Source organism: Xanthomonas sp. NCPPB 1068 (assembly GCF_041479385.2).
Taxonomy (GTDB): Bacteria; Pseudomonadota; Gammaproteobacteria; order Xanthomonadales; family Xanthomonadaceae; genus Xanthomonas; species Xanthomonas cannabis.
The window spans coordinates 4,046,740-4,071,527 of the sequence record NZ_CM192986.1; the positions used below are offsets into that span (position 1 = coordinate 4,046,740).

Here is a 24,788-nt window from a genome sequence, read left to right on the forward strand (position 1 = left end):
CGCTTCGGTGCAGCGGCGCGATGTGGCTAAGGCACGCAAATCATCGGCCTGAGGCCGGCACTGGCGGCAGGCAGGCACCGTATTCGCGTGGTACAAGCCAAGCAGAAACAACGCACTGACCGCGCCTGCCTGACGGCGGGCGCGGTCGTCCCACTCGCGCGCTTACTCCACCGTCACAGACTTGGCCAGATTGCGCGGCTTGTCCACATCGGTACCGCGTGCCAGGGCGGTGTGATACGCCAACAGCTGCACCGGGATGGTATGGATCACCGGCGACAGCACGCCGGCGTGGCGCGGGGTACGGATCACGTGCACGCCCTCGGATTCACTGAAGTGGCTGTCCTGGTCGGCGAACACGAACAGCTCCCCACCACGGGCACGCACTTCCTGCATGTTGGATTTGACCTTCTCCAGCAGGCGATCGTTCGGTGCGATCACCACCACCGGCATCGCCGCGTCCACCAGTGCCAGCGGGCCGTGCTTCAACTCGCCGGCCGGATACGCTTCGGCATGGATATAGGAGATTTCCTTGAGCTTGAGCGCGCCTTCCAGCGCGATCGGGTAATGCAGGCCGCGGCCGAGGAACAGCGCATTTTCCTTCGGCGAAAACCGCTCGGCCCAGGCCATGATCTGCGGCTCCAGATTCAAGGCGTGCTGTACGCTGCCCGGCAGGAAACGCAGCTGCTCCAGATAATCGGCTTCTTCGGCCTCGCTGATGCGGCCCTGCAGCTTGCCCAGCACCATGGTGAGCTGGAACAGCACCGCCAGCTGCGTGGTGAACGCCTTGGTCGAGGCCACGCCGATCTCGGCGCCGGCGCGCGTATAGCAAACCAGTTCGCTGGCGCGCGGGATGGCGCTTTCGGGCACGTTGCAGATCGACAACGTATGCAGATGCCCCAGCGACTTGGCGTATTTCAGCGCTTCCATCGTGTCCAGCGTTTCGCCGGACTGCGAGATGGTGACGATCAGGTGCTTGGGGTTGGCATACGCGGCGCGGTAGCGGTATTCGCTGGCGATTTCCACGCTGCACGGCAGGCCGGCGATGGCTTCGATCCAGTAACGCGCGGTCATGCCGGCGTAGTAGCTGGTGCCGCAGGCCAGGATCTGCACGCCTTCGATGTCACGCAGCACCGCTTCCGCGTTGGCACCGAACAGCGATGCCGGAAAACCCTTGGCATCGATGGCCGCTTCGATGGTGTCGGCCAGCGCACGCGGCTGCTCGTGGATTTCCTTCTGCATGAAATGGCGGAACGGGCCCAACTCCAGCGACGCCAACGACACGTCCGACAGGTGCAACGGGCGCTCGACCGGCGCGTCGTTGCCATCGAAGATGCGCACGCCATCGCGACGCAGTTCGGCAGTGTCGCCTTCTTCGAGGAAGATCACCTGGCGGGTGGCCTGCACGATGGCCGAGACATCGGAGGCGACGAAGTTCTCGCCCTCGCCCACTCCGATCAGCAACGGGCAGCCCATGCGCGCGCAGACAAACCGTTCCGGCTCGGCCTGGCTCATCACCGCCAGCGCGTAGGCACCGGTGAGCTCCTTGACTGTGCGCTGCAGCGCGGTCAGCAGGTCGCCCGCGCTGCCCAGATGGTGATGGATCAGGTGCGCGATGACCTCGGTGTCGGTCTGCGACTCGAAGGTGTAGCCCAGCGCGCGCAGTTTTTCGCGCTGCGCTTCGTGATTTTCGATGATGCCGTTGTGCACCAGCGCCACGCCGGCGCTGATATGCGGGTGCGCGTTGGCTTCGGTGACACCGCCATGCGTGGCCCAGCGGGTGTGGCCGATGCCCAACGTGGCGCCGAACTGTTCGGCCTGCGCGGCCTGGGCCATTTCGGCCACGCGGCCGGTACGGCGCACCCTGCGCACCTGATCGCCATCGAGCACCGCAATGCCGGAGGAATCGTAGCCGCGGTATTCCAGCCGCTTGAGTCCTTCGATCAGGACCGGGACCACATCGCGCCCGGCGATCGCTCCGACAATGCCGCACATAGGGACAGCTCTTTAGGAAGAAGACCGGCATTTTAGCGTGTCCGCTCTTGTCCACTGCATGACCGTCCCCGGACAGCATGTCCGCGCAGGTGTCCGCGGACACTGCGGACACCCTGCGCTGCGACCCTAAAGTGCAACCATTTCAGCCACTTGCCGGTTGGCACGTGTCCTGCTTTGTCATCGTGACGCCACCGAGCCCGCCGACCATGATTCGTGACACCTCTGCCCAGGACCAGGTTCTCAGCACCCCCACCCAGGGCACGCCGTGGCGCCGCTGGCTATGGCCCGGCATCGCTGCGGTCGCCGTGTTGGCCGGTATTGGCTGGGCGGTCACTGCGTGGAGCGCCGGCAGCCGCTCGTTCGATGCCAGCCGGGTGCGCATTGCTACGGTCACCCAAGGCGACCTGGTCCGCGACATCGCCGCCGACGGCCGGGTGATCGCCGCCAACAGCCCCGTGCTCTACGCCATCTCCGCCGGCACGGTAACGCTGAGCGTGGTCGCCGGCGATGTGGTCAAGCAGGGCCAGGAGCTGGCGCGCATCGACAGCCCGGAGCTGCGCAGCAAGCTGGCGCAGGAGCAGGCCACGCTGGCCGGCCTGGAGGCCGAATCCAGCCGCGCCGCCCTGGATGCCACGCTGGCCCGCGCCAACGCCAGCAAGCTCACCGACCAGGCCCAAATCGACAAGCAGGCTGCCGCACGCGACCTGGAGCGCTACCAGCGCGGCTACGATGGCGGTGCGGTGCCGCAGGTGGAGCTGGCCAAGGCGCAGGACACCTTGAAGAAGACCGACATCGACCTGCAGCACGCCCAGCGCGATGCGGCGCTGAAGAGCCAGGGCGCAGATCTGGATTCGCGCAACAAGCGCCTGCTGGCCGACCGCCAACGCGCGGTGGTTGCCGAGGTGCAGCGCCAGGTGGATGCCCTCACTCTGCTGTCGCCGTTCGATGGCCAGGTCGGTCAGGTGCAGGCGGTGCAGCACACGCAGGTCGCCGCGAACGCACCGATCCTGGGCGTGGTGGATCTGTCCAAGTTCGAAGTCGAGATCAAGGTGCCGGAAAGCTTCGCCCGCGATCTGGCGATCGGCATGCCGGCCCAGCTCACCAGCGGCAGCGGCGAACCGTTCCCCGGCGCCATCTCGGCGGTGTCGCCGGAAGTGGTCAACGGCGAAGTCACCGCGCGCATCCGCTTCACCGACAAGCAGCCGCCGGGCCTGCGCCAGAGCCAGCGCATGAGCGCACGCGTGGTGATGGACACGCGCCGCAACGTGCTCAAGGTCGAGCGCGGCCCCTTCGTCGAACAATCCGGCGGCAGCTATGCCTATGTGATGGATGGCAACACCGCGGTGCGCCGCCCCGTGCGCATGGGCGTCAGCAGCCTGGGCGAAGTGCAGGTGCTGTCCGGGCTGCAGGCTGGCGACCGTGTGGTGGTGTCCGGCGCAGACAACTTCGGCGATGCGCCGCGCGTCACCGTCCACTGATTCAGTCATTCCACCTCGTCGCACTCTCTCTTCGCAAAGGAATCGGCAATGCTCAAGATGCAAGCAGTCTCCAAGGTCTTCCGCACCGAACAGGTGGAAACGCACGCGCTGCGCTCGCTGGACCTGCATGTACGCGAAGGCGAATTCGTCGCGGTCACCGGCCCCTCCGGCTCGGGCAAGACCACCTTCCTCAACCTGGCCGGGCTGCTGGAAACCTTCACCAGCGGGCAGTACCTGCTGGATGGCGAAGACGTCAGCCACCTCTCCGACGATGCGCGCTCTCGCCTGCGTAATCAGAAGATCGGCTTCATCTTCCAGGGCTTCAACCTGATTCCCGACCTCAACCTGTTCGACAACGTCGATGTGCCGCTGCGCTATCGCGGCATGGCCGCGGCCGAGCGCAAGCAGCGCATCGAAGAGGCGCTGACCAAGGTCGGCCTGGGCTCGCGCCTAAAGCACTACCCCACCGAGCTCTCCGGCGGCCAGCAGCAGCGCGCCGCGATTGCGCGCGCACTGGCCGGCAGCCCACGCCTGCTGCTGGCCGACGAACCCACCGGCAACCTCGACTCGCAAATGGCGCGCGGGGTGATGGAACTGCTGGAAGAGATCAACAGCCAGGGCACCACCATCGTCATGGTCACCCACGACCCGGAACTGGCCGCGCGCGCGCAGCGCAACGTGCACATCGTCGACGGCCAGGCCACCGATCTGGAACGCAACCCCAGCCTGATGCGCGCGCCCAGCGCCGCTGCAACCCTGGCCGACTAAGGAGCCCGCCCATGTTCGGCTATTACTTCACTCTGGCGCTCCGCAGCTTCCGCCGCAACAAGGTGCTCACCGCCCTGATGGTGCTGGCCATCGCGCTGGGCATCGGCGCCAGCATGACCACGTTGACGGTGTTCTACGTGTTGTCAGGCGATCCGATTCCGCAGAAGAGCGACCGGCTGTTCAACGTGCTGGTCGACCCACAACCCAAAGCCGGTTTTCAGCCAGGCGAAGAGCCGGATGATCAAGTAACCCGCTTTGATGCCGAGGCGCTATTACGTGAAAAACGTGCCAACCGCCAGGCACTGATGACCGGCGGGCAAGTGGCCATCGAGCCAGACAAGAAGGGCATCAGCGCATTCAAGTCGGAAGCTCGCTTTACCTCGGCAGATTTCTTTCCGATGTTCGAAACACCATTCCTGTACGGACAGGGCTGGTCGGCCGGCAGCGACGAAAAACACGAACGCGTTGCAGTCATTACCAAGAAACTCAACGACAAATTGTTCGACGGGAGCAACAGCGTCGGTCGCGATTTGCGCATGGACAAGAGCACTTTCCGCATTGTTGGCGTACTCAATGAATGGAATGTCAATCCGCGCTTCTATGACCTCAGCAATAGCTACGGCTCAGACGAACAGGTATACCTGCCGTTCTCGGTGGCGATCGATCTGAAGATGGACCATTACGGCGGCATGAATTGCTTTGGCAAGAACGACAATAGCGATCAAACCGCGCTCAACGCGTCCTGCACCTGGATGCAGTATTGGGCAGAGCTGGAAAGCCCGGCGAAGGCTGGTGACTACAAGGCCTACCTGGACAACTACTCCGATCAACAACGCGCTGCCGGACGTTTCCAGCGCCCGAACAACACCCGCCTGCGCAACGTGATGGAGTGGCTGGACTATAAAGAGGTGGTTCCCGGCGACGTGCGCCTGCAGTTGTGGCTGGCAATGGGCTTCCTGCTGGTGTGCCTGCTCAATACCGTCGGTTTGTTGCTCGCCAAGTTCCTGCGCCGCAGTGGCGAGATCGGTGTGCGTCGCGCACTGGGCGCATCGCGCGGTGCCATCTTTGCGCAATGCCTGGTCGAAGCCGGCACCATCGGACTTGCAGGCGGCATTGCGGGACTGGGGCTGGCATGGTTGGGATTGTGGGCGGTGCGCCAACAGGCCGTCGACTACGCCAAGCTGGCACATCTGGATCCGACCATGCTGCTGCTGACCTTCGCACTGGCGCTGCTTGCCAGCCTGCTGGCCGGCTTACTGCCGTCCTGGCGCGCCATCCAGGTTGCCCCCGCGCTACAGCTCAAAGCGTCCTGATCACCAAGCCCGCCGCGCTAAGGCGGGCACGGCCTCTTATCCGAAGGTACCGCCCATGGACATTCGCCCTATCGTTTCCACGTTGCGCCGTCACAAGACCGCAGCGACATTGATCGTGCTCGAAATAGCACTTGCCTGCGCGATTATCTGCAATTCCCTGTTTTTGATCGGCAACCGCATCGAAACGCTGCAGCAGCCCAGTGGCATTGCCGAATCGGAACTGGTCAGCATCCAGCTTGGGGGTATCGGCACCCAGGTCAATGCAGAAGCGCGCACGCGTGAAGATCTGGCGGCACTCCGCAACCTGCCCGGTGTCCGCAGCGCGACCGTCATCAATCAGATTCCGTTTGTTCATTACTCATGGAACAGCAGTGTCTCTCTTACTCGAGAACAAGAGCGCCCGACACTCAATGCCGCGCAATACATGGTCAGCGAAGGCACGCTTGGCACGCTTGGTCTGCAATTGCTGGCAGGGCGCGATTTCACTGCAGGCGAATTCATGGATGTGTCGCAGGCCAACAAGGACAGGTCCATCGATGAGAAAGGCCTTTCGATGATCATTACGCAGCACATGGCCAACAAGCTATTCCCCGCCCAAACTGCATTGGGAAAGACCGTTTACGCAGGCGATACTGCACTACACATCATCGGCATCGTGCAGACACTGGCACGCCCCACCAACAATACCGCAGCCGGTGTTGATCAGAGCAATTACTCGATGTTGCTGCCACTGCGCATCAATTACACCGCAGGCCAATACATCATCCGTGTCACCGATCCAACGCGTCGGGCAGAGGTCTTGCAATCTGCCGTCGCTGCGCTGATGAAATTGGACAATAGTCGGCTGGTCCTGAAACAGGAGACTTATAGCGAAATCCGCGCGGACTATTTCGAGAACGATCGCGCCATGATCTGGTTGCTTGGCGCAGTCTGCATCGCGCTACTGATCGTCACTGCGCTGGGCATCGTCGGTCTTGCCAGCTTCTGGGTGCAGCAGCGCACCAAGCAGATCGGCATCCGCCGTGCGCTGGGTGCAACGCGTAGCCAGATCCTGCGCTACTTCCAGATGGAGAATTTCCTGCTCGCCTCGATCGGCATCATGCTCGGCATGCTCATGGCCTACTCGATCAACGTGTGGCTGATGGCGCGCTACGAATTGCCGCGGCTGCCGGCGATCTACCTGCCGATCGGCGCCTTGCTGTTGTGGACACTTGGCCAGGTGGCGGTATTCTGGCCCGCGCGCCGTGCGGCTGCAGTGCCACCGGCTGTCGCCACTCGCAGTGCATGATCAACGACACCTCTTCCTTGCTGCGAGTTGGACGGGACGAAGCGTCGGCGCCTCCTTGCCATCGCCCGCACGTGCGGCAACTTCACTGATCGGGACACATTCCATGCATCCCTTTGTTGCAACACCGGCGCTGATCCTGCTGACAGTCTCTTGCCTATTGCACGCCGGGCAGGCCAGTGCCGCAACGCAGGCGACCTCCGTGCCAACCACCTCGACCCGCGATGTCCTCGTCATCGAAGACACGCGGCTGGACTGGCGACGTAACGAACAGGTCCTGGAACTCGTCTCGACCGGCGACGGATTGCTGGTGACAAAGGCCAGCGCGGCACTGGCGCTGCAGTTACACCGTGGCGATCGGCTACGCACGGCAGGGCGTACCCAGATCACCAGCGTCGCCCAGCTGATCGCCGCACTGCGTGCCGCTGCAAACGCCCCGATCGAAGTGCACGTGCTACGCGACGGCGTCCAGGTGCGTCTGACCTGGGCCGCAGCAGCGTACGCGCCACTCCTCCCGCCGAGGGCTCCTTCGCCGCCCACGTCCGGCTGACAAGCGGCCAAGTCTCCATCGCGCGCACTGTCGAGTCCGTCGGCATTGCTATCGCCTGCAAATCACGCTCCGCATTTGCAGCACCGTCCTGCACAGTATTCTGTGTCGATCCCTCTTCCCGCGCCTTCCTGAGCACCGCGATGCCGCACATCCTGATCATCGACGACAACACGGCCGTGGCCACTGCGTTGGAGGTGCTGTTTTCGTTGCACGACATCGAGGCGCGGCATGCGCATTCGCCGCAGGCCGGGCTGGCGCTGCTGGACGAGCAGGCGTTCGATCTGGTGATCCAGGACATGAACTTCACCGCCGATACCACTTCCGGCGAAGAAGGCGAGGCGCTGTTTGCCCAACTGCGTCAGCGTCATCCGGACCTGCCCGTGATCCTGCTCACCGCCTGGACGCATCTGGGCAGCGCGGTGGGCCTGGTCAAGGCCGGCGCGGCCGACTACATCGCCAAACCCTGGGACGACACCAAGCTGCTGACCACGGTCAACAACCTGCTGGAACTGTCCGAAGCACGCCGCGAGCTGGAACGTCGGCGCGAACGCGAACGGCGCGGCCGCGAGCAGCTGACCCAGTGCTACGACCTGCGCGGCGCGGTGTTCGCCGACCCTGCCAGCGAGCGCGCGATCGCGCTGGCCTGTCAGGTCGCACGCTCGGACTTGCCGGTGCTGATCACCGGCCCCAACGGCAGCGGCAAGGAAAAGATTGCCGAGATCATCCAGGCCAATTCGGCCACCAAACACGGCCCGTTCATTGCACTCAACTGCGGCGCCTTGCCAGGCGAATTGATCGAAGCCGAATTATTCGGTGCCGAAGCCGGCGCCTACACCGGCGCCAACAAGGCGCGCGAAGGCAAGTTCGAAGCGGCCGACGGCGGCACGCTGTTTCTCGACGAGATCGGCAACCTGCCGTTGGCGGGGCAGATGAAGTTGCTGCGCGTGCTGGAAACCGGCCGTTACGAGCGGCTGGGGTCCAACCGCGAACGCCACGCCAAGGTGCGCGTGATCAGCGCCACCAATGCCGATCTTCCGGCGATGATCCGCGACGGCAGTTTTCGCGAGGATCTGTATTACCGGCTCAACACGGTGGAAATCGCACTGCCTGCACTGGCCGAACGCCCCGGCGACATCGGCCCCCTGGCCGAGCACTTCCTTGCCGGCGAAAAGCCGCTGTCCGCGCAGGCGCGCGATGCATTGCAACGGCATGCCTGGCCCGGCAACGTACGCGAGCTGCGCAATGTGCTGCAACGCGCCGCCTTGCTCGCGCAGGGTGCACGCATCGAAGCGGGCGATCTGAATCTGCCACGTGCACCCGCCCCACGGCCGGTGGCGCCGGCTGCAGGCGAACCGGATCGCGCGCGTATCGAACAGGCGCTGGCACGCGCGCAAGGTGTGATCGCACAAGCCGCCGCCGAGCTGGGGTTGAGCCGCCAGGCGCTGTATCGGCGCATGGACCGCTACGGCATCACTGCCGAATGAGCCACCGCATGTGGAATCGCTCCTTCACCCTTGGCCTGTTCTTGCGGCTGTTGCCGGTACTCGCGCTGGCCGCTGCCCTGCCCTGGTTGATCGCGTACTGGCTGGACCGTAGCTGGGAGGTGGCCCTGGTCTCGGCCGTGGCGCTGCTGTCGGCCATGTGGTGGAGCCTGCGCCGCGCCACCGCGCCGATGCGCTCGCTGTTCCGGGCGCTGGCCGGCACCACCAGCAGTTACCGCGACGGCGAATACAACTTCGGTGTCCACTGGCGCGGCAATGACGAACTGGCGCAACTGGTGCAGGCGCATGCCGAACTCGGCGATGTGCTGCGTGCGCAACGCCGCGACCTGGTGCAACGCGAACTGATGCTCGACACCATGCTGCAGAACACGCCGGTCGCGATGCTGCTGGTGGTGGCCGGCGGCGATGGCCTGCGACGGATCGGTTTCTCCAACAATGCCGCACGCAAACTGCTGCATGGCGGGCGCAAGCTCGAAGGCCAGCATCTGGACGATGTGCTGGAGCGCATGCCGGGCGAATTGCGCGATGCCCTGGCCCGCGGCGGCGACTGCCTGTTTGCGGTACGCGAAGAGGGTGACGACGAAGACGATGAGCAGATCTATCACCTGTCGCGGCGCAGCTTCCACCTCAATGGGCGCGGCCACGAACTGTTGTTGATCCGCACGTTGACGACCGAACTTCGCCGCCAGGAAGTGCAGACCTGGAAGAAGGTCATCCGCGTCATCAGCCACGAATTGAACAACTCGCTGGCTCCGATCGCCTCGCTGGCGCATTCCGGCGCGGAGCTGCTGCGCCGCGAACGCACCGACCGCCTGGGCACGGTGTTCGAAACCATCGAAGAACGCGCGCGCCATCTGGAAGGGTTTATCCGCGGCTATGCGCGGTTCGCAAAGTTGCCGCAGCCGCAGCTGCAGACAATCGCCTGGGAACCATTTCTGGAACGCTTGCGGCAACAGATCCCGTTCCAGTTGCAGGGCGACCTCAGCGATGTCAGCAGCCGCATCGATGCCGCCCAGGTCGAACAGGCGCTGCTCAACCTGCTCAAGAACGCGCACGAAGCCTGCAGCGAAGCGCAGCCGGCCAATAGCGAGGTCGCCGTGCGCGTAAGCCGCGTGCCGCAATGGCTGCGCATCGAAGTGCTCGACCGCGGCAATGGCATGAACGAAGCGGTGCTGCACAATGCGCTGATGCCGTTTTATTCGACCAAGCGCAACGGCACCGGCCTGGGGCTCGCACTGACCCGCGAAATCGCCGAAGCGCACGGCGGGCGCATTTCGCTGCACAACCGCGCGCATGGCGGGCTGTGTGTGACCCTGTTGCTGCCATTGGCCGCATGAAGCAGCACCCCGTCCACGCCTGGTAGCGCCTAGGATCAGCACGCGTCATCGTTGCATCAGACCGTCCGCATCAGAACGCCGTCGTGCAGCTGTAGGAGCGCACCCGGGCGAGACAGGCTTCCCGGCATTGTCAGTCGCGCCCGGGTGCGCTCCTACGCAGTCGATCTGGGGCCGCAGCGCACTGTATTGTCCGCCAACAGGGCGGCCTACTTTTTGCCGGGCCGCTCCCATCCTTCGATCACGGTCTGCCGCGGACGCGACACACTGAGCTGGCCCGGCGGTGCGTCGCGCGTGATCACCGATCCCGCGCCGATCGTCGCATTGGCGCCGATCTCGATCGGTGCCACCAACGCGCTGTTGGAGCCGACAAAGGCGCCATCGCCGATGGTGGTCTGCGATTTGTTCACGCCATCGTAGTTGCAGGTGATGGTGCCGGCACCGATGTTGACCTTGCTGCCGATGACCGCATCGCCCAGGTAGGTGAGGTGATTGGCCTTGCTGCCCACGCCCATCGTGACCTTCTTGGTCTCGACGAAATTGCCGATATGCACGCCATCGGCAAGCACGGTGCCGGGGCGCAGCCGTGCGAACGGGCCCACCAGCACCGCACCTTCGGTGACCACGCCTTCCAGGTCGCAGTGCGCACGCACCTGCGTACCCGCGCCCAGGTTCACGTCGCGCAACCGGACGAACGGACCGATCACCACACCATCGCCCAGGGTCACATCGCCTTCCAGAATCACATCGATATCCAGCTGCACATCGCGGCCCACCTGCACGCTGCCGCGCTGCTCCACGCGCGCAGGGTCGGCCATGCGCACGCCCTGCAGGCATAGCGCCCGCGCCGCCCGTGTCTGCCACGCACGCTCCAGCTGGGCCAGCTGCCAGGGGTCGTTGGCGCCCTCCACATCCTGCGGGTCGGCCACGTAGACCATGTCGGCCGGCGTGAAATCGCTGGCCGCGCTGGCAAACACATCGGTGAGATAGAACTCGCCCTGCGCGTTGTCGTTGGACAGCCCACCCAGCCAACGGCGCAACGCGGTGGATTCGGCGGTGAGGATGCCGGTATTGATGGTGCGGATACGGCGCTGCTCCTCGCTGGCATCCTTCTGCTCGATGATCGCTGCCACCTTGCCTTCGGCATCGCGCAGGATGCGTCCATAACCGGTGGGGTTGGCGAGTTCGGCGACCAGCACCGCCATGCGCCCCGGCGCGTGCAGCAGCTGCAGCAGGCTCTCGCTGCGGATCAGCGGAACATCGCCGTACAGCACCAGCACCGTGGCCGCATCCGGAATCGCATCCATTGCCTGCTGCACTGCGTGGCCGGTGCCCAGTTGCTCGCGCTGCTCGGCCCATTGCAGATCCTGCTGCGCAGCGAATGCGTCCCGCACATGGTCGCCGCCGTGCCCGTACACGATATGGATCGCCGCCGGCTGCAGCTGCCGTGCGGTGGCGATCACGTGCGCCAGCATCGGCCGGCCCGCCAGCGGCTGCAGCACCTTGGGCAGCGACGAGCGCATGCGCTTGCCCTCGCCTGCGGCCAGGATCACAACGTGCAAAGGCAGGGTCATCAACAGTTCCCGAGGCAATAGATGCGTAAATTCTAGTCGCAGCGGTGCAACACGGCGTGCCCGTCACAGAGGATCGGCAGGCAATGACACACCGTTAAGCGCGGCGACCGCTAGGATGGGCGCCCTTTCTTCCTCTTCGGTCCGCATGAGCCTGTTCCGCCAAGGCAGCCAGTTCATCCTCATTGGCGCGCTGCAGTTGGCGGTGGATTGCGGCATCTTCATCGCGGCCACCGCCGCCGGCATGCCTGCAGTGCCGGCCAATCTGCTCGGGCGCATCAGCGGTGCGGTGCTCGGCTTCTGGCTCAACGGCCGCTACACCTTTGCCCGGCAAGGCGATGCACGCCTCGGCTGGCAGCGTTTTCGACGCTTTGCGGTGATGTGGCTGGCGCTGACGCTGATCAGCACCTGGCTGCTGTCGGTCACCGTCGATCTGGTCGGCCTGCGTCAGGCCTGGCTGGCCAAACCGCTGGTCGAAGGCGGGCTGGCAATCGTGTCGTTCTTTTTGGGCCGGCACGTGGTGTATCGCTGAGGCCAGGCAAGCGATCACGGCGACCGGGCGCATCAAACGCTCCGCGCCGGCGCGACCTGTCCTGCACAGTGCGCCTGCCTTCGCCTGGGGAGCGCTGGCGAACAGCCGCCATGCGACAGGCATGTCGTTCAACCCCCGCTTTTCCCGTCGCAGACGCCCGCGCAGCGGCGCCCCCGGACCTCAGGCTGACGACCGCGCACGAACCGGCTTCGCCGTCGTTGGACGCTATTGGCAAACAACCGCTTCACCCACAGGTCGCCAGACCACGCGGCCCAATCGCTGACCGCGCGGTCATCCGCCTGACCGCAGATACGGTCACTCGTTCCAGCACACGCTGCAAGCGCATAGACCCACACACGCACTGAATCGTCTGCTCGCCTGAATCAAGCCCATCGCGCCGAATTGCCGCCCGCTAGGTCTTGTTGCCCACCTGCTGGCAGAAGTCGCCCAGGCTGCGCACCAGTGCCGCGCGATGCAGTGCGTCCAGTTGCCATTGCGCGGCATAGCGCGCGGCCGCGCGCGCGGTGTCGGTCGGGCACTCGCGCGCCGCGCGTGCGGGACCTGCGGCGGCCAGTGCATCGAGCAACTCGCCTTGCAGCTGGTCCAGCCGTGCGCGCAACGCAGCCAGATCCGGCCGGGCGGTATCCGGCGCGCGGCCGCGCTCGTGCCAGCGATTCAGCAGTGCATATTGCACGGCCTTGTTGGCCTCGATCTGCGCGGCAAAAAAACGCACTGCATCATCGGGCTCCAGCCCATGGTGGGACGCCTGATCGCGCACGCTCAGCAACACTGCGGCTTCGCGCGTCTGGTCCAGCACCGGCTTGCCGCTGTCCCACTTGCTCAACGCCACGGCATCGCCGATGGCATTGCGCGCCACGATGCGGTCCAGCAGCGGATCCAGCGAAGGCTGGCTGCGCGCCGGCCATGCGCACCCCAGCAGTGCGGCCGTCAGCATGCCGGTCATGACGTAACGACGGAAGCCATCCACCCAGTAGGTCATGTAACGTTCCTCCACGACAGGTCGCCTGCGGCGATGACGCGCCAGCGTCAACCAAGGCACACAAACCGTCGTAACGGCGCATCCCGCATCGCACCACGGCGCAAGCGCGCAGTGTGCCTGTTACCCACAGAACATGGCGTGCTGTCCCGCAACCGCGGCTCCAGAAACGAAAACGCCGACACGAAGGTCGGCGTTTGCAGTCCACACCTGGGTGCGGCAGTACACGGGCGTCGCGTTGCCTGACCCTTGACGGGCCAGGCAAGCGCTCAGTGCTTGAGATTACGGCGCAGGCGTTCGAGCGCCTGCAACTGCACCGTCGCCTCGGCCAGCTGACGCTGCGCCTGGGCCACGTCCACCGTGTCGCCACGGTTGGCCAGCAGCCGCTCGGCTTCTTCCTTGACTTTGCGGACGGCGGCCTCGTCGATGTCCTGCGCACGCACCGCGGTGTCGACCAGCACGGTCACCACCTGCGGCTGCACTTCCAGGATGCCGCCGGAAATGGCGAAGTCCAGCTGTTCGCCACTGGCGGTGGTGACCACCACCTTGCCCGGCTTCAGGCGGGTGATCAGCGGCGCGTGCTTGGGCGCAATGCCCAGCTCGCCCAGCTCGCCGGTAGCCACGACCAGCGTCGCCTCACCGTGGAAGATCTCCTTCTCGGCGCTGACGATGTCGCAACGGATAGTGCTCATGGTGCCTCACTCTGTGAAGCGGGGATTGGGGATTGGGGATTGGGGATTGGCAACAGCGGCGTTCACCGTCGTTCCCTTCCTCATCGCCGCACCCCGATCACCGCCGTAGCAAATCCCGAATCCCGAATGCCAAATCCCGGCTCTTACGCCTTGGCGCTCATCTTGTTGGCTTTCTCGACCGCTTCTTCGATGCTGCCGACCATGTAGAACGCCTGCTCCGGCAGGTGGTCGTATTCGCCGTCGCAGATCGCCTTGAAGCCGCGGATGGTGTCCTTCAACGAGACGTACTTGCCCGGCGAGCCGGTGAACACTTCGGCCACGTGGAAGGGCTGGCTGAAGAAGCGCTCGATCTTGCGTGCGCGCGACACCGACTGCTTGTCTTCTTCGCTCAGCTCGTCCATGCCCAGGATCGCGATGATGTCCTTCAGTTCCTTGTACTTCTGCAAGGTCTGCTGGACGCGCTGGGCGGTGTCGTAATGCTCGTGACCGATCACCAGCGGATCCATCTGGCGACTGGTGGAGTCCAGCGGATCCACCGCCGGGTAGATACCCAGCGAAGCGATGTTACGGCTCAGCGTGACCGTCGAGTCCAAGTGGGCGAAGGTGGTCGCCGGCGACGGGTCAGTCAGGTCGTCCGCAGGCACGTACACGGCCTGGATCGAGGTGATCGAACCGCTCTTGGTCGAGGTGATGCGCTCCTGCAGCACGCCCATTTCTTCGGCCAGGGTCGGCTGATAGCCCACGGCCGACGGCATGCGGCCGAGCAGCGCGGACACTTCGGTACCGGCCAGCGTGTAGCGGTAGATGTTGTCCACGAACAGCAGCACGTCCTTGCCCTTGCCGTTCTCGTCCTTCTCGTCGCGGAAGTACTCGGCCATGGTCAGGCCGGTCAGCGCAACGCGCAGACGGTTGCCCGGCGGCTCGTTCATCTGGCCGTACACCATCGCGACCTTGTCCAGAACATTGGAGTCCTTCATCTCGTGGTAGAAGTCGTTGCCCTCACGGGTACGCTCGCCCACGCCGGCAAACACGGACAGACCCGAGTGCGCCTTGGCGATGTTGTTGATCAGTTCCATCATGTTGACGGTCTTGCCGACGCCGGCGCCGCCGAACAGGCCGACCTTGCCGCCCTTGGCGAACGGGCACATCAGGTCGATGACCTTGATGCCGGTTTCCAGCAATTCGGTGCTGGACGACTGGTCTTCATACGACGGTGCGCCGCGATGGATTTCCCAGTGATCCGAGGCCTGCACGTCGCCGGCTTCGTCGATCGGGCGACCCAGCACGTCCATGATGCGGCCCAGCGTACCGGCACCGACCGGCACCGAAATGGCGCGTTCGGTGTTGGTGGCGACCAGGTTGCGCTTCAGGCCGTCGGTGGAGCCGAGCGCAATCGTGCGCACGACGCCGTCGCCCAGCTGCTGCTGCACTTCCAGGGTGATTTCGGTGCCGTCGACCTTGAGCGCGTGATACACCTTCGGCACTTCATTACGCGGGAATTCGACGTCGACGACCGCGCCGATGATCTGAACGATCTTGCCCTGACTCATTTGGATAACTCCACTAATGTCTGTTCGATTCTGGTGTCGGGAATGGGGAATCGAGAATGGGGAATGGGAAGATCAAGAGCACCGATGGCCTTGCCTATTCCCGTTTCCCGATTCTCCATTCCCGGCTACACAGCGGCCGCGCCGCTGACGATTTCCGAAATTTCCTGGGTGATCGCCGCCTGGCGCGCCTTGTTGTAGACCAGTTGCAAGGTGCCGATCATCTTGTTGGCGTTGTCGCTGGCGGCCTTCATCGCCACCATGCGCGCGGCATGTTCGGAGGCCACGTTTTCCAGCACCGCCTGGTACACCAGCGACTCGATGTAACGCGTCATCACGTGCTCCAGCACGGTGGCGGCATCGGGTTCGTACAGGTAGTCCCAATCGTGCTGCGCCACCTTGTGCTCGGCGGCCGGCAGCGGCAGCAGTTGATCGAAGCTGGCCTTCTGCGTCATGGTGTTCACGAAACGGTTGTAGACCAAGTACACGCGATCCACACGGCCCTCGATGAAGGCATCGATCATCACCTTGATCACGCCGATCAGCTGTTCCACCTGCGGGCTGTCGCCCAGGTGGGTCACGCTGCCGACCATGTTGACCTTGATGCGACGGAAGAACGCCGAGGCCTTCTGGCCGATGGTCACCACGTCGACCTCGGCGCCCTTGTCCTGCCACGGGCGCACTTCGCCCAGCATCTTGCGGAACAGGTTGTTGTTCAGACCACCGGCCAGGCCGCGGTCGGAAGAGATCACGATGTAGCCGACCCGCTTGACCTGCTCACGCTCGACCAGGAACGGATGCTGGAAATCGGTGCTGGCCTGCGCCAGATGCCCGATCACCTGCTTCATCGCCTGCGCATACGGACGCGAGGTCTTCATGCGGTCCTGCGCCTTGCGGATCTTGGAGGCCGAGACCATTTCGAGCGCGCGCGTCACCTTGCGGGTGTTCTGCACGCTCTTGATCTTGGTTTTGATTTCGCGTCCGCCTGCCATTGCTCGCTCGCTTCGCTCGTGGGAATCGGGAATCGGGATTCGGGATTGGCCAAAGCCTCCCACGTCCCGCACCACGACTTCCGAATACCTAATTTGGAGATTCGAAACGATGGTCGAGGATCAACAGACCTCGATCCACCGTTCTTACGAATCCCGAATGCCCAATCCCAATCCCGGCTACTGACTTACCAGGTGCCCGTGGTCTTGAACTCTGCGATGCCCTTCTTGAACGCCGCTTCGATGTCGTTGTCCCAACCGCCGGTGCTGTTGATCTTGCTGATCAACTCGCCCTGGGTGTTGGCGAAATGCGCGTGCAGGCCTTCTTCGAACGCCAGCAGCTTATTGACCGGCACGTCATCGAGATAACCCTCGTTGACGGCATAGATCGACAGCGCCTGGTTGGCGATGGACATCGGCGCGTACTGCTTCTGCTTCATCAGCTCGGTGACGCGCTGACCGCGCTCGAGCTGCTTGCGGGTGGCTTCGTCCAGGTCCGAGGCGAACTGCGCGAATGCGGCCAGCTCACGGTACTGCGCCAGCGAGATACGAATGCCGCCGGACAGCTTCTTGATGATCTTGGTCTGGGCCGCACCACCGACGCGCGACACCGAGATACCGGCGTTGACGGCCGGGCGGATACCGGCGTTGAACAGGTCGGTTTCCAGGAAGATCTGGCCGTCGGTGATCGAGATCACGTTGGTCGGCACGAACGCGGACACGTCGCCGGCCTGCGTTTCAATGATCGGCAGCGCGGTCAGCGAACCGGTCTTGCCGGTCACCGCACCGTTGGTGAACTTCTCCACGTATTCCTCGGACACGCGTGCAGCGCGCTCGAGCAGGCGGGAGTGCAGATAGAACACGTCGCCCGGATAGGCTTCGCGACCCGGCGGGCGCTTGAGCAGCAGCGAGATCTGGCGGTAGGCCACGGCCTGCTTGGACAGATCGTCGTACACGATCAATGCGTCTTCGCCGCGGTCCATGAAGTATTCGCCCATGGTGCAGCCGGCATACGGGCTGATGTACTGCATCGCGGCCGATTCGGACGCGGTCGCAGCCACCACCACGGTGTGCGCCAGCGCGCCGTTCTCTTCCAGCTTGCGCACGATGTTGGCGACGGTCGAGGCCTTCTGGCCGATCGCCACGTACACGCACTTGATGCCGGTGCCCTTCTGGTTGATCACCGCATCGATCGCCAGCGCAGTCTTGCCGGTCTGGCGGTCACCGATGACCAGTTCGCGCTGGCCACGGCCGATCGGGATCATCGCATCGACCGACTTGTAACCGGTCTGCACCGGCTGGTCGACCGACTTACGCCAGATCACGCCGGGCGCGACGCGCTCCACCGGTGCGGTCTGGGTGGCGCCCAGCGGGCCCTTGCCGTCGATCGGCTCGCCCAGTGCGTTGACCACGCGACCCAGCAGTTCCGGGCCCACCGGCACTTCCAGGATGCGGCCGGTGGTCTTGGCCACGTCGCCTTCGCGCAGGTTTTCGTAATCGCCCAGCACCACGGCGCCGACCGAATCGCGCTCCAGGTTCAACGCCAGGGCGAAGGTGTTGTTCGGCAGTTCGATCATTTCGCCCTGCATCACATCGGCCAGGCCGAAGATGCGCACGATGCCGTCGGACACGCTGGTCACGGAGCCTTCGTTGCGCGACTCCGCAGACAGCTTGACCGTCTCGATGCGGGTCTTGATCAGGTCGCTGATTTCGGAGGGGTTGAGCGTGGTTGCCATCGTTCAGTCCTAGGTGCCGGCCGCGAGGGCCATGCGTTTATGTGAATTCAGTGGGCGAGCGAGCTTTGCAGACGCGCAAGCTTGCCCTTCAGCGAGCCGTCGATGACCACGTCGCCGGTGTCGATCACCGCGCCGCCGATCAGCGACGCATCCACCGCGGTGGTGATGTCCACCTCGCGGCCGAAACGCTTCTTCAGCGCGACGGCAATCGTGTCCAGCTCGGCCGGGCTCATCTCGGTGGCCGAGGTCACGGTCGCCTTGACGACGTGTTCGGCTTCGGCGCGCAGCTGTTCGTACAGCCCCGCTACTTCCGGCAGCAGCGACAACCGCTGCGCATCGGCCAGCAGGCCGAGAAAGCGCAGATAGTCTTCGCCTGCCTGCGGTGGCGCCAGCAACGTTACCGCCTGTTCCTGGCCCAGGGCCGGGTTGAGCAGCAGCGCAGCCACGCGCGGATCGCAAGCCACCTGCGCCGAAAACGCCAGCGCATCGGACCAGGGCGCGAATGTGCCGCCCTCACGCGCGATCGCAAACGCGGCACGGCCGTAGGGACGGGCAAGTGTGAGGGCCTGACTCATCGCTTAAATCTCCGCCGCCAGCTCGTCGAGCAGCGCCTTGTGGGCGTTGGCGTCGATTTCGCGCTTGAGCAGCTTTTCTGCACCGCTGACGGCCAGCACCGAGACCTGCCTGCGCAGTTCTTCGCGGGCACGGGTGGCGGATGCGTCGATTTCGGTCTGGGCAAGATCCTTCTGACGGTTGGCTTCGGCGATTGCCTCCAGCTTGGCCGCTTCGATGATCTGGTTGGCGCGCGCATGGGCCTGATCGATGATCTCGTTGGCCTTGGTGCGTGCGTCCTTCAATGCTTCGTTGACCTTTTCCTGCGCCTGCGCCAGATCCTTCTGACTGCGATCGGCCGCAGCCAGACCTTCAGCGATCTTTTGCTGACGCTCTTCGATCGCCTGCAACAGCGGCGGCCAGATTTTGGTCGCGACGATCCAGATCAGACCGGCGAAGGCCAACGCCTGGGCAAAGATGGTAAGGGTGATATCCATGGGTCGCTCAATCGCTGTTTAGGGGTGAAAGCGCCGCCGCACGGGCGACGCTTTCCGACCTTCATCCGCGGAGGCAACCGCGCGCGGCTGCCTCCACATCCTGCTACCGCTGGATCAGCCGGCGGCCTGCGACAGACGCTCGATGAACACCTGGGCCAGCGGGTTGGCGAAGGCGAACAGCAGGCCGACAGCGACGCTGATGATGAACGCGGCGTCGATCAGGCCGGCGGTGATGAACATACGCACCTGCAGCACCGGGATCAGTTCCGGCTGGCGCGCAGCCGATTCCAGGAACTTGCCAGCCATGATGGCCAGACCGAGGCCGGCACCCAGCGCGGCCAGGCCGATCATGATGCCGACGGCGAGGACGGTGGAGCTCTGGACTTGAGCGAGGTTGGTCAGGACGGCGAGGTACATGGTGATCTCCGAACGAAAGTTTCTAAGGGTGATGGATGAAGCGGAATGAAGCAGATGAAGGGGTGACGCAAACTCAGTGACTGTCTTCAGCCAGGCTCAGATACACGATCGACAGCATCATGAAAATGAACGCCTGCAGCGGAATCACCAGCAGGTGGAACAGCATCCAGCCAAGGCCGAACGCGCCGCCAGCAACCATGCCGGCGATGCCCGCACCGCCCAGCACCCAGATCAGCAGGAAGACGATCTCGCCGCCGAACATGTTGCCGAACAGTCGCATCGCCAACGAAATCGGCTTGCTCAGCCACTCGACGATGTTCAAGAGCAGGTTGAACGGCATCATCCACTTGCCGAACGGCGCCGTGAGGAATTCCTTGGTCATGCCGCCCACGCCCTTGGAGCGCAGCGAGAACACGATCATCAGGAAGAACACGCTGATCGACATGCCCAAGGTGGCATTGACGTCGGCGGTCGGTACCGGCTTCCAGGCATGGATACCGGCCCAGCCCAGCGGAATGGCGATGAAATCGGCCGGAATCATCTTGATGAGGTTCATCAACAGGATCCAGAAGAAGATGGTGATCGCGATCGGCGTCACCAGCTTGCTGCTGCCGTGATAGGTGTCCTTGGCCTGGCGGTCGACGAACTCCAGGCAGATTTCCACGAATGCCTGCCACTTGCCCGGCACGCCGGCAGTGGCATTGCGGGTCGCCGTCCAGAATGCCAGCACCATCACCAGGCCCATCAACACGGCCATGACCAGGGTGTCGACGTGGATGGTCCAAAACGTGCCGCCACCCTCGCGAACCGGATAGATCAGGTTCTGCAAGTGATGCTGGATATAGGAGGTAGGGGTTGCTGCCTCGCCCGCCATGTGTCTGGAGCCCTTTAAGTTCGAATCAACGTCTGGCCAAGGCCAGAACCTGAAAAATCAACCCGATGGCGATACCCGCCAACAGAGCCAGAGGAGGCAGCCGCCACAGGGCAAAGCCCAGCGACAACGCCGCAAATACCAATACCCACTTCAGCACCATCGCCAGCACCAACCGCACCATGGCGATACCGGCTGCCTGGATGCCGCCACCGAGCGCCGTGCGTGCCGCCACCCAACCACCCAGCACCGTCGCAAACCCGGTCAATGCCAGACCGGCAGAGTAACGGGGACCGACCAACAGCAACCCCAGACTGGTTATAGCTACGGCGGCAAGCGGATATACCGCAGCGCGCAGCATCAACCGCCGACCCGCGTCAACGGAGTTCAGCACTACGGTTACCTTACGTGTGAATGAGTGGGAAGCGCAGTTGCGCCTCGTCGAGCCGCGAAAGTATAGCAATGGGACAAATTGCGAGACAACCGGCAAAGGTCATTCGTTGTTGCGACGCACCATGTGGCGGCAGCGGCAACGGGTGGGAACTTTGCCACAAACCGACGGTCATAACCGGCGAGGCCTGCACATCCTCGTCGAAAGGTCGCGCCGCAGGCCGCGTCTCGGGGCCCCGGGAAACCGGGGCTCCTGCTTTTTACGCATTTTGTCGCACCCTGACACTTTCCCATCCGCGGTCCAATCCGCTGCGGTGCACGAGCACTCGCTTCGCCAGCGCGCGGAATGAGCGATGGCCCGGCGACATCGGGAGGTCACTTTGCGCACTCTGCGCAGTCAAACGTACCGCAGGGTATGCACTGCCGCACACTTTGGGCCCATCGCAACCGGCAGCGTTTTCAGGGCTGGACAGCGGCGGTGCCTGTGCCTGTTGGCGTTGCGGACCGTTTTGTCCGATTGCTATGCGCACCTTCACGGTCATGCGACGGGTTCTTCACTTTTGGACGACGCCGCCTTATCGAACATGCGCCGCACTGGCTCAACGGCCTGACCATTCCAAGAATTCGGAGCTCCCCATGAAACACCTTCTCGCACTGGCGATCCCGTGCGTTCTGGCCGTCGGCTATGTCGCGCCCGCACACGCCGAAGATACCGACGACCGCTTCCAGCTTCGCCTCGGTGCGATGAACGTCGACAACGACAACACCATCCGTGGCAACACGCTGGTGGCTGGCAACAACGTGTCGGTCAACGAAGACTTCAAGCTCGGCGGCAAGGAATGGGAGCCGCGCGTGGATGGCGTGTTCCGCATCAGCACCCGTCAGCGCCTGATCTTCGATTACTTCAAGTACGACAAGGACCGCCGCGAGACCCTGACCCAGGATCTGAGCGCCGGTGGCGTGACCGTGCCGACCGGCAGCTTCATCAAGGGCGAGCTGAAGTACCAGGTTGCGACCCTGGTGTACGACTACTCGGTGATCGACACCCCTGAATTCAGCCTCGGCCTGCAGATCGGTGCCGAGTACGCCAAGGTCGAAGCCAATGCGTATGCCGATCTGGGCAGCGTGTTCTCCGGCGACGTGCTGGACGAAAGCGAAGACGGCGCCGCGCCGGTGGTGGGTATCCGCTTCACCGCACGCCCAAGCGAGCATTGGCTGTTCAACGTGCAGGGCCAGTACCTCAACACCAGCTGGGGCGATTTCGGCGACTACGACGGCGACCTGAGCCGCGCCAACGCGATGGCCGAATACCGCTTCACCAAGAACTTCGGCATCTTCGCCGGCTACGACTGGTTCAAGCTCGACGTCGACCAGCGCGGCAGCGACGGCCTGATCGGCCTGAAGCAGGAGTTCAAGGGCCCGGTCGCAGGCGTGACGTTCGCGTTCTGATTCTTTCGGGCCCCCGGTACCCGGGACCCGCAAAAGCAGCCTTATGCAGAACCCCGCAGCGATGCGGGGTTCTGTCGTTTTACGGATGCATGGCAAGTAACCGACGCGGCTGCAACCCATGGCAGCAGCGGACACACGCTCAGGGCGGCTTGGTCGCACCCGCGACCAACAGATGCCGGTGCGTGGTGCAGTAGCACTCGTCGTGCCAACCGTAGTGGGGATCGGTGCAGATCGCATGCTGCACCGTTGCCGGCAGCGACGCCACGTCGCTGCGCAAGTCGCACTTCAGCGAGACGAACACCGAGCCCGGATGTGGCCAGTCGGTTCGCTGCGGCGGCTCGGCGATACGGTTGCCACTGGCCAGTTCGCGCTGCAGCAGCGCCTGCAGTTCAGGACACAGATTGCCCTGCCCCATGACGACCTCCATGCGTCGACTCACCACCGCAACGACCGCACCACACGTGGCGGCACGGCCGTGCGGAACGGCGCTTACTTCTTCTTGGGGATGTACAGGTCGGTGATGGTGCCGTCGTAGACCTCGGCCGCCATGCCGACCGATTCGCTCAGGGTCGGATGCGCGTGGATGGTGTGGCCGATGTCTTCGGCTTCGGCGCCCATCTCGATGGCCAGGCCGATTTCGGCCAGCAGGTCACCGGCGTGCACGCCGACGATGGCACCACCGATCACGCGATGGGTCTCTTCGTCGAAGATCAGTTTGGTGAAGCCTTCGGTGCGGCCGATGCCGATTGCGCGGCCGCTGGCGGCCCACGGGAACTTGGCCACGCCGACCTTCAGGCCCTTGGCCTTGGCTTCGGTTTCGGTGACGCCGACCCAGGCGATTTCCGGGTTGGTGTAGGCCACCGACGGAATCACCCGCGCCACCCATTCCTTCTTCTCGCCGGCAGCCACTTCGGCGGCCAGCTTGCCTTCGTGGGTGGCCTTGTGCGCCAGCATCGGGTTACCGACGATGTCGCCGATGGCGAAGATGTGCGGCACATTGGTGCGCATCTGCCGGTCCACCGGGATGAAGCCGCGCTCGGTGATGGTGACGCCGGCCTTCTCCGCGCCGATCTTCTTGCCGTTGGGCGTACGGCCCACGGCGACCAGCACGCGATCGTAGGCGGTGGCCTGCAGACCCGGCTTTTCGCCTTCCACTGCCGCTTCGAACGACACGGTGATGCCGCTGGTGTCGGCCTTGACGTCGGTGGCCTTGGTCTTGAGATGGACTTCCACGCCCTGCTTCTTCAGGCGGTCGGCCAGCGGCTTGACCAGGTCCTTGTCGGCGCCCGGCATCAGCTGGTCCATGAACTCGACCACGGTGACCTTGCTGCCGAGCGCGCTGTACACCGTGGCCATTTCCAGGCCGATGATGCCGCCGCCGACCACCAGCAGGGTCTTGGGAATGTCGTGCAGCTCCAGCGCGTCGGTGGAGTCCATCACGCGCTTGTCGTCCCACGGGAAGTTGGGCAGCTTCACCGCCTGCGAGCCGGCCGCGATGATGCAGTGCTCGAAACGCAGCAGCTGGGTCTTGCCGTCGTCGCCGACGATTTCCAGCTCGTTGGGCGAGACGAAGCTGGCCACGCCGGTGACGGTGCGTACCTTGCGCTGCTTGGCCATGCTGGCCAGGCCGCCGGTGAGCTTGCCGACCACTTTTTCCTTGTACTCGCGCAGCTTGTCCAGGGTGATCCTGGGCTGGCCGAAGTCCACGCCGAAATCGCCGGCATGGGCGACCTCGTCGATCACCGCTGCCGCATGCAGCAGCGCCTTGGACGGAATGCAGCCCACGTTGAGGCAGACGCCGCCGAGGCTGGCGTAGCGCTCGATCAGCACCGTGTCCAGACCCAGGTCGGCCGCGCGGAACGCGGCGGTATAACCACCGGGGCCGGCGCCGAGCACCACCATCTTGCATTCGATATCGGCGGGCTTGCCGCTGGCCAGCGCCGGCTTGGGCGCTGCCGGCTCGGCCGGAGCGCGATGCGACGGCGTCACCGGCGGCTTGCTGCCCGGAGCGGCGGCAGGCGCTGCAGCGGCCGGGGCAGCCTTGGTGTCGGCCTTGGCAGGCGCTGCCGGCGCGGCGGCCTCACCTTCGGTCTCGAGCAGCAGCACGACCGCACCTTCGGAAAGGTTGTCGCCCACCTTGACCTTGAGTTCCTTGACCACACCGGCCGCCGAGGACGGCACTTCGAGCGTGGCCTTGTCCGATTCCAGCGTCACCAGGCCCTGGTCCTTGGCCACGCTGTCGCCCACGGCGACCAGCACTTCGATGACGGGGACATCGCTGTAATCGCCGATGTCGGGAACCTTGATTTCAATGACCGCCATTTGC

Annotated in this window: 23 protein-coding genes; 9 read left to right on the forward strand and 14 right to left on the reverse strand. The window is 64.2% G+C overall.

Features of this window, described 5'->3' with window-relative positions; all coding sequences use genetic code 11:
- Positions 1–162: 162 nt before the first annotated feature.
- Positions 163–1,992: a glutamine--fructose-6-phosphate transaminase (isomerizing) gene (gene glmS / locus ACCQ12_RS17065; protein ID WP_039403678.1), complete on the reverse strand. Its 1,830-nt coding sequence runs from the start codon at positions 1,990–1,992 to the stop codon at positions 163–165.
- 206 nt (positions 1,993–2,198) lie between these two features.
- Here glmS and ACCQ12_RS17070 point away from each other — a divergent pair, with 206 nt between their 5' ends.
- From ACCQ12_RS17070 to ACCQ12_RS17100, 7 genes are all read left to right on the forward strand, one after another.
- Complete coding sequence (locus ACCQ12_RS17070) at positions 2,199–3,470, forward strand: efflux RND transporter periplasmic adaptor subunit (RefSeq protein ID WP_372382320.1); 1,272 nt, start codon at positions 2,199–2,201, stop codon at positions 3,468–3,470.
- A gap of 48 nt (positions 3,471–3,518) precedes the next feature.
- On the forward strand, positions 3,519–4,238 hold the full coding sequence (locus tag ACCQ12_RS17075; protein ID WP_184438222.1) for an ABC transporter ATP-binding protein: 720 nt from the start codon (positions 3,519–3,521) through the stop codon (positions 4,236–4,238).
- Between the two features lie 11 nt (positions 4,239–4,249).
- Entirely contained in the window at positions 4,250–5,551 is a 1,302-nt protein-coding gene (locus ACCQ12_RS17080; RefSeq protein ID WP_166749336.1) for an ABC transporter permease, read from the forward strand.
- A gap of 55 nt (positions 5,552–5,606) precedes the next feature.
- Entirely contained in the window at positions 5,607–6,839 is a 1,233-nt protein-coding gene (locus ACCQ12_RS17085) for an ABC transporter permease (RefSeq protein ID WP_166749551.1), read from the forward strand.
- A 199-nt stretch (positions 6,840–7,038) separates the two neighbouring features.
- On the forward strand, positions 7,039–7,386 hold the full coding sequence (locus ACCQ12_RS17090; RefSeq protein ID WP_047692991.1) for a hypothetical protein: 348 nt from the start codon (positions 7,039–7,041) through the stop codon (positions 7,384–7,386).
- Between the two features lie 140 nt (positions 7,387–7,526).
- Complete coding sequence (locus tag ACCQ12_RS17095) at positions 7,527–8,870, forward strand: sigma-54-dependent transcriptional regulator (RefSeq protein ID WP_372382321.1); 1,344 nt, start codon at positions 7,527–7,529, stop codon at positions 8,868–8,870.
- An 8-nt stretch (positions 8,871–8,878) separates the two neighbouring features.
- Positions 8,879–10,225 carry a sensor histidine kinase gene (locus ACCQ12_RS17100; protein ID WP_039409248.1) on the forward strand — a complete coding sequence of 449 codons (1,347 nt, stop codon included), beginning with the start codon at positions 8,879–8,881 and terminating at the stop codon, positions 10,223–10,225.
- 206 nt (positions 10,226–10,431) lie between these two features.
- Here ACCQ12_RS17100 and glmU read toward each other — a convergent pair whose 3' ends face one another.
- On the reverse strand, positions 10,432–11,796 hold the full coding sequence (glmU, locus tag ACCQ12_RS17105) for a bifunctional UDP-N-acetylglucosamine diphosphorylase/glucosamine-1-phosphate N-acetyltransferase GlmU (protein WP_372382322.1): 1,365 nt from the start codon (positions 11,794–11,796) through the stop codon (positions 10,432–10,434).
- Positions 11,797–11,941: 145 nt separating this feature from the next.
- Here glmU and ACCQ12_RS17110 point away from each other — a divergent pair, with 145 nt between their 5' ends.
- On the forward strand, positions 11,942–12,325 hold the full coding sequence (locus ACCQ12_RS17110) for a GtrA family protein (protein ID WP_047692945.1): 384 nt from the start codon (positions 11,942–11,944) through the stop codon (positions 12,323–12,325).
- Between the two features lie 412 nt (positions 12,326–12,737).
- Here the strand turns inward: ACCQ12_RS17110 and ACCQ12_RS17115 are convergent, their stop codons facing one another.
- The 10 genes from ACCQ12_RS17115 to ACCQ12_RS17160 form a co-directional block, all read right to left on the reverse strand.
- Complete coding sequence (locus tag ACCQ12_RS17115; RefSeq protein WP_372382323.1) at positions 12,738–13,325, reverse strand: chorismate mutase; 588 nt, start codon at positions 13,323–13,325, stop codon at positions 12,738–12,740.
- Between the two features lie 266 nt (positions 13,326–13,591).
- Positions 13,592–14,014 carry a F0F1 ATP synthase subunit epsilon gene (locus ACCQ12_RS17120; RefSeq protein WP_005992065.1) on the reverse strand — a complete coding sequence of 141 codons (423 nt, stop codon included), beginning with the start codon at positions 14,012–14,014 and terminating at the stop codon, positions 13,592–13,594.
- A gap of 143 nt (positions 14,015–14,157) precedes the next feature.
- On the reverse strand, positions 14,158–15,564 hold the full coding sequence (atpD, locus tag ACCQ12_RS17125) for a F0F1 ATP synthase subunit beta (protein WP_047693886.1): 1,407 nt from the start codon (positions 15,562–15,564) through the stop codon (positions 14,158–14,160).
- 125 nt (positions 15,565–15,689) lie between these two features.
- Entirely contained in the window at positions 15,690–16,553 is an 864-nt protein-coding gene (gene atpG, locus ACCQ12_RS17130; protein ID WP_047693887.1) for a F0F1 ATP synthase subunit gamma, read from the reverse strand.
- 185 nt (positions 16,554–16,738) lie between these two features.
- Positions 16,739–18,286, reverse strand: a complete 1,548-nt coding sequence (gene atpA, locus ACCQ12_RS17135; RefSeq protein WP_104579461.1) for a F0F1 ATP synthase subunit alpha — start codon at positions 18,284–18,286, stop codon at positions 16,739–16,741.
- 47 nt (positions 18,287–18,333) lie between these two features.
- Positions 18,334–18,861: a F0F1 ATP synthase subunit delta gene (locus ACCQ12_RS17140; RefSeq protein WP_372382324.1), complete on the reverse strand. Its 528-nt coding sequence runs from the start codon at positions 18,859–18,861 to the stop codon at positions 18,334–18,336.
- 3 nt (positions 18,862–18,864) lie between these two features.
- Positions 18,865–19,335 carry a F0F1 ATP synthase subunit B gene (locus ACCQ12_RS17145; RefSeq protein WP_039409208.1) on the reverse strand — a complete coding sequence of 157 codons (471 nt, stop codon included), beginning with the start codon at positions 19,333–19,335 and terminating at the stop codon, positions 18,865–18,867.
- Between the two features lie 114 nt (positions 19,336–19,449).
- On the reverse strand, positions 19,450–19,752 hold the full coding sequence (atpE, locus tag ACCQ12_RS17150) for a F0F1 ATP synthase subunit C (protein WP_002814105.1): 303 nt from the start codon (positions 19,750–19,752) through the stop codon (positions 19,450–19,452).
- Between the two features lie 73 nt (positions 19,753–19,825).
- Positions 19,826–20,626 carry a F0F1 ATP synthase subunit A gene (gene atpB / locus ACCQ12_RS17155; protein ID WP_047693890.1) on the reverse strand — a complete coding sequence of 267 codons (801 nt, stop codon included), beginning with the start codon at positions 20,624–20,626 and terminating at the stop codon, positions 19,826–19,828.
- 25 nt (positions 20,627–20,651) lie between these two features.
- Complete coding sequence (locus tag ACCQ12_RS17160; RefSeq protein WP_074059361.1) at positions 20,652–21,017, reverse strand: hypothetical protein; 366 nt, start codon at positions 21,015–21,017, stop codon at positions 20,652–20,654.
- A 632-nt stretch (positions 21,018–21,649) separates the two neighbouring features.
- On the opposite strand from ACCQ12_RS17160, the gene ACCQ12_RS17165 reads away from it, so the two are divergent.
- Positions 21,650–22,462 (forward strand): porin family protein, encoded by an 813-nt coding sequence (locus ACCQ12_RS17165; protein WP_039409218.1) that lies wholly within the window; start codon positions 21,650–21,652, stop codon positions 22,460–22,462.
- Positions 22,463–22,601: 139 nt separating this feature from the next.
- On the opposite strand, the gene ACCQ12_RS17170 is transcribed toward ACCQ12_RS17165, so the two are convergent.
- Together ACCQ12_RS17170 and lpdA are read right to left on the reverse strand one after the other, a co-directional pair.
- Positions 22,602–22,889 carry a hypothetical protein gene (locus ACCQ12_RS17170; protein ID WP_372382325.1) on the reverse strand — a complete coding sequence of 96 codons (288 nt, stop codon included), beginning with the start codon at positions 22,887–22,889 and terminating at the stop codon, positions 22,602–22,604.
- Between the two features lie 62 nt (positions 22,890–22,951).
- Positions 22,952–24,784, reverse strand: coding sequence for a dihydrolipoyl dehydrogenase (gene lpdA, locus ACCQ12_RS17175; protein ID WP_372382326.1), 1,833 nt, complete (start codon positions 24,782–24,784; stop codon positions 22,952–22,954).
- Positions 24,785–24,788 lie beyond the last annotated feature (4 nt).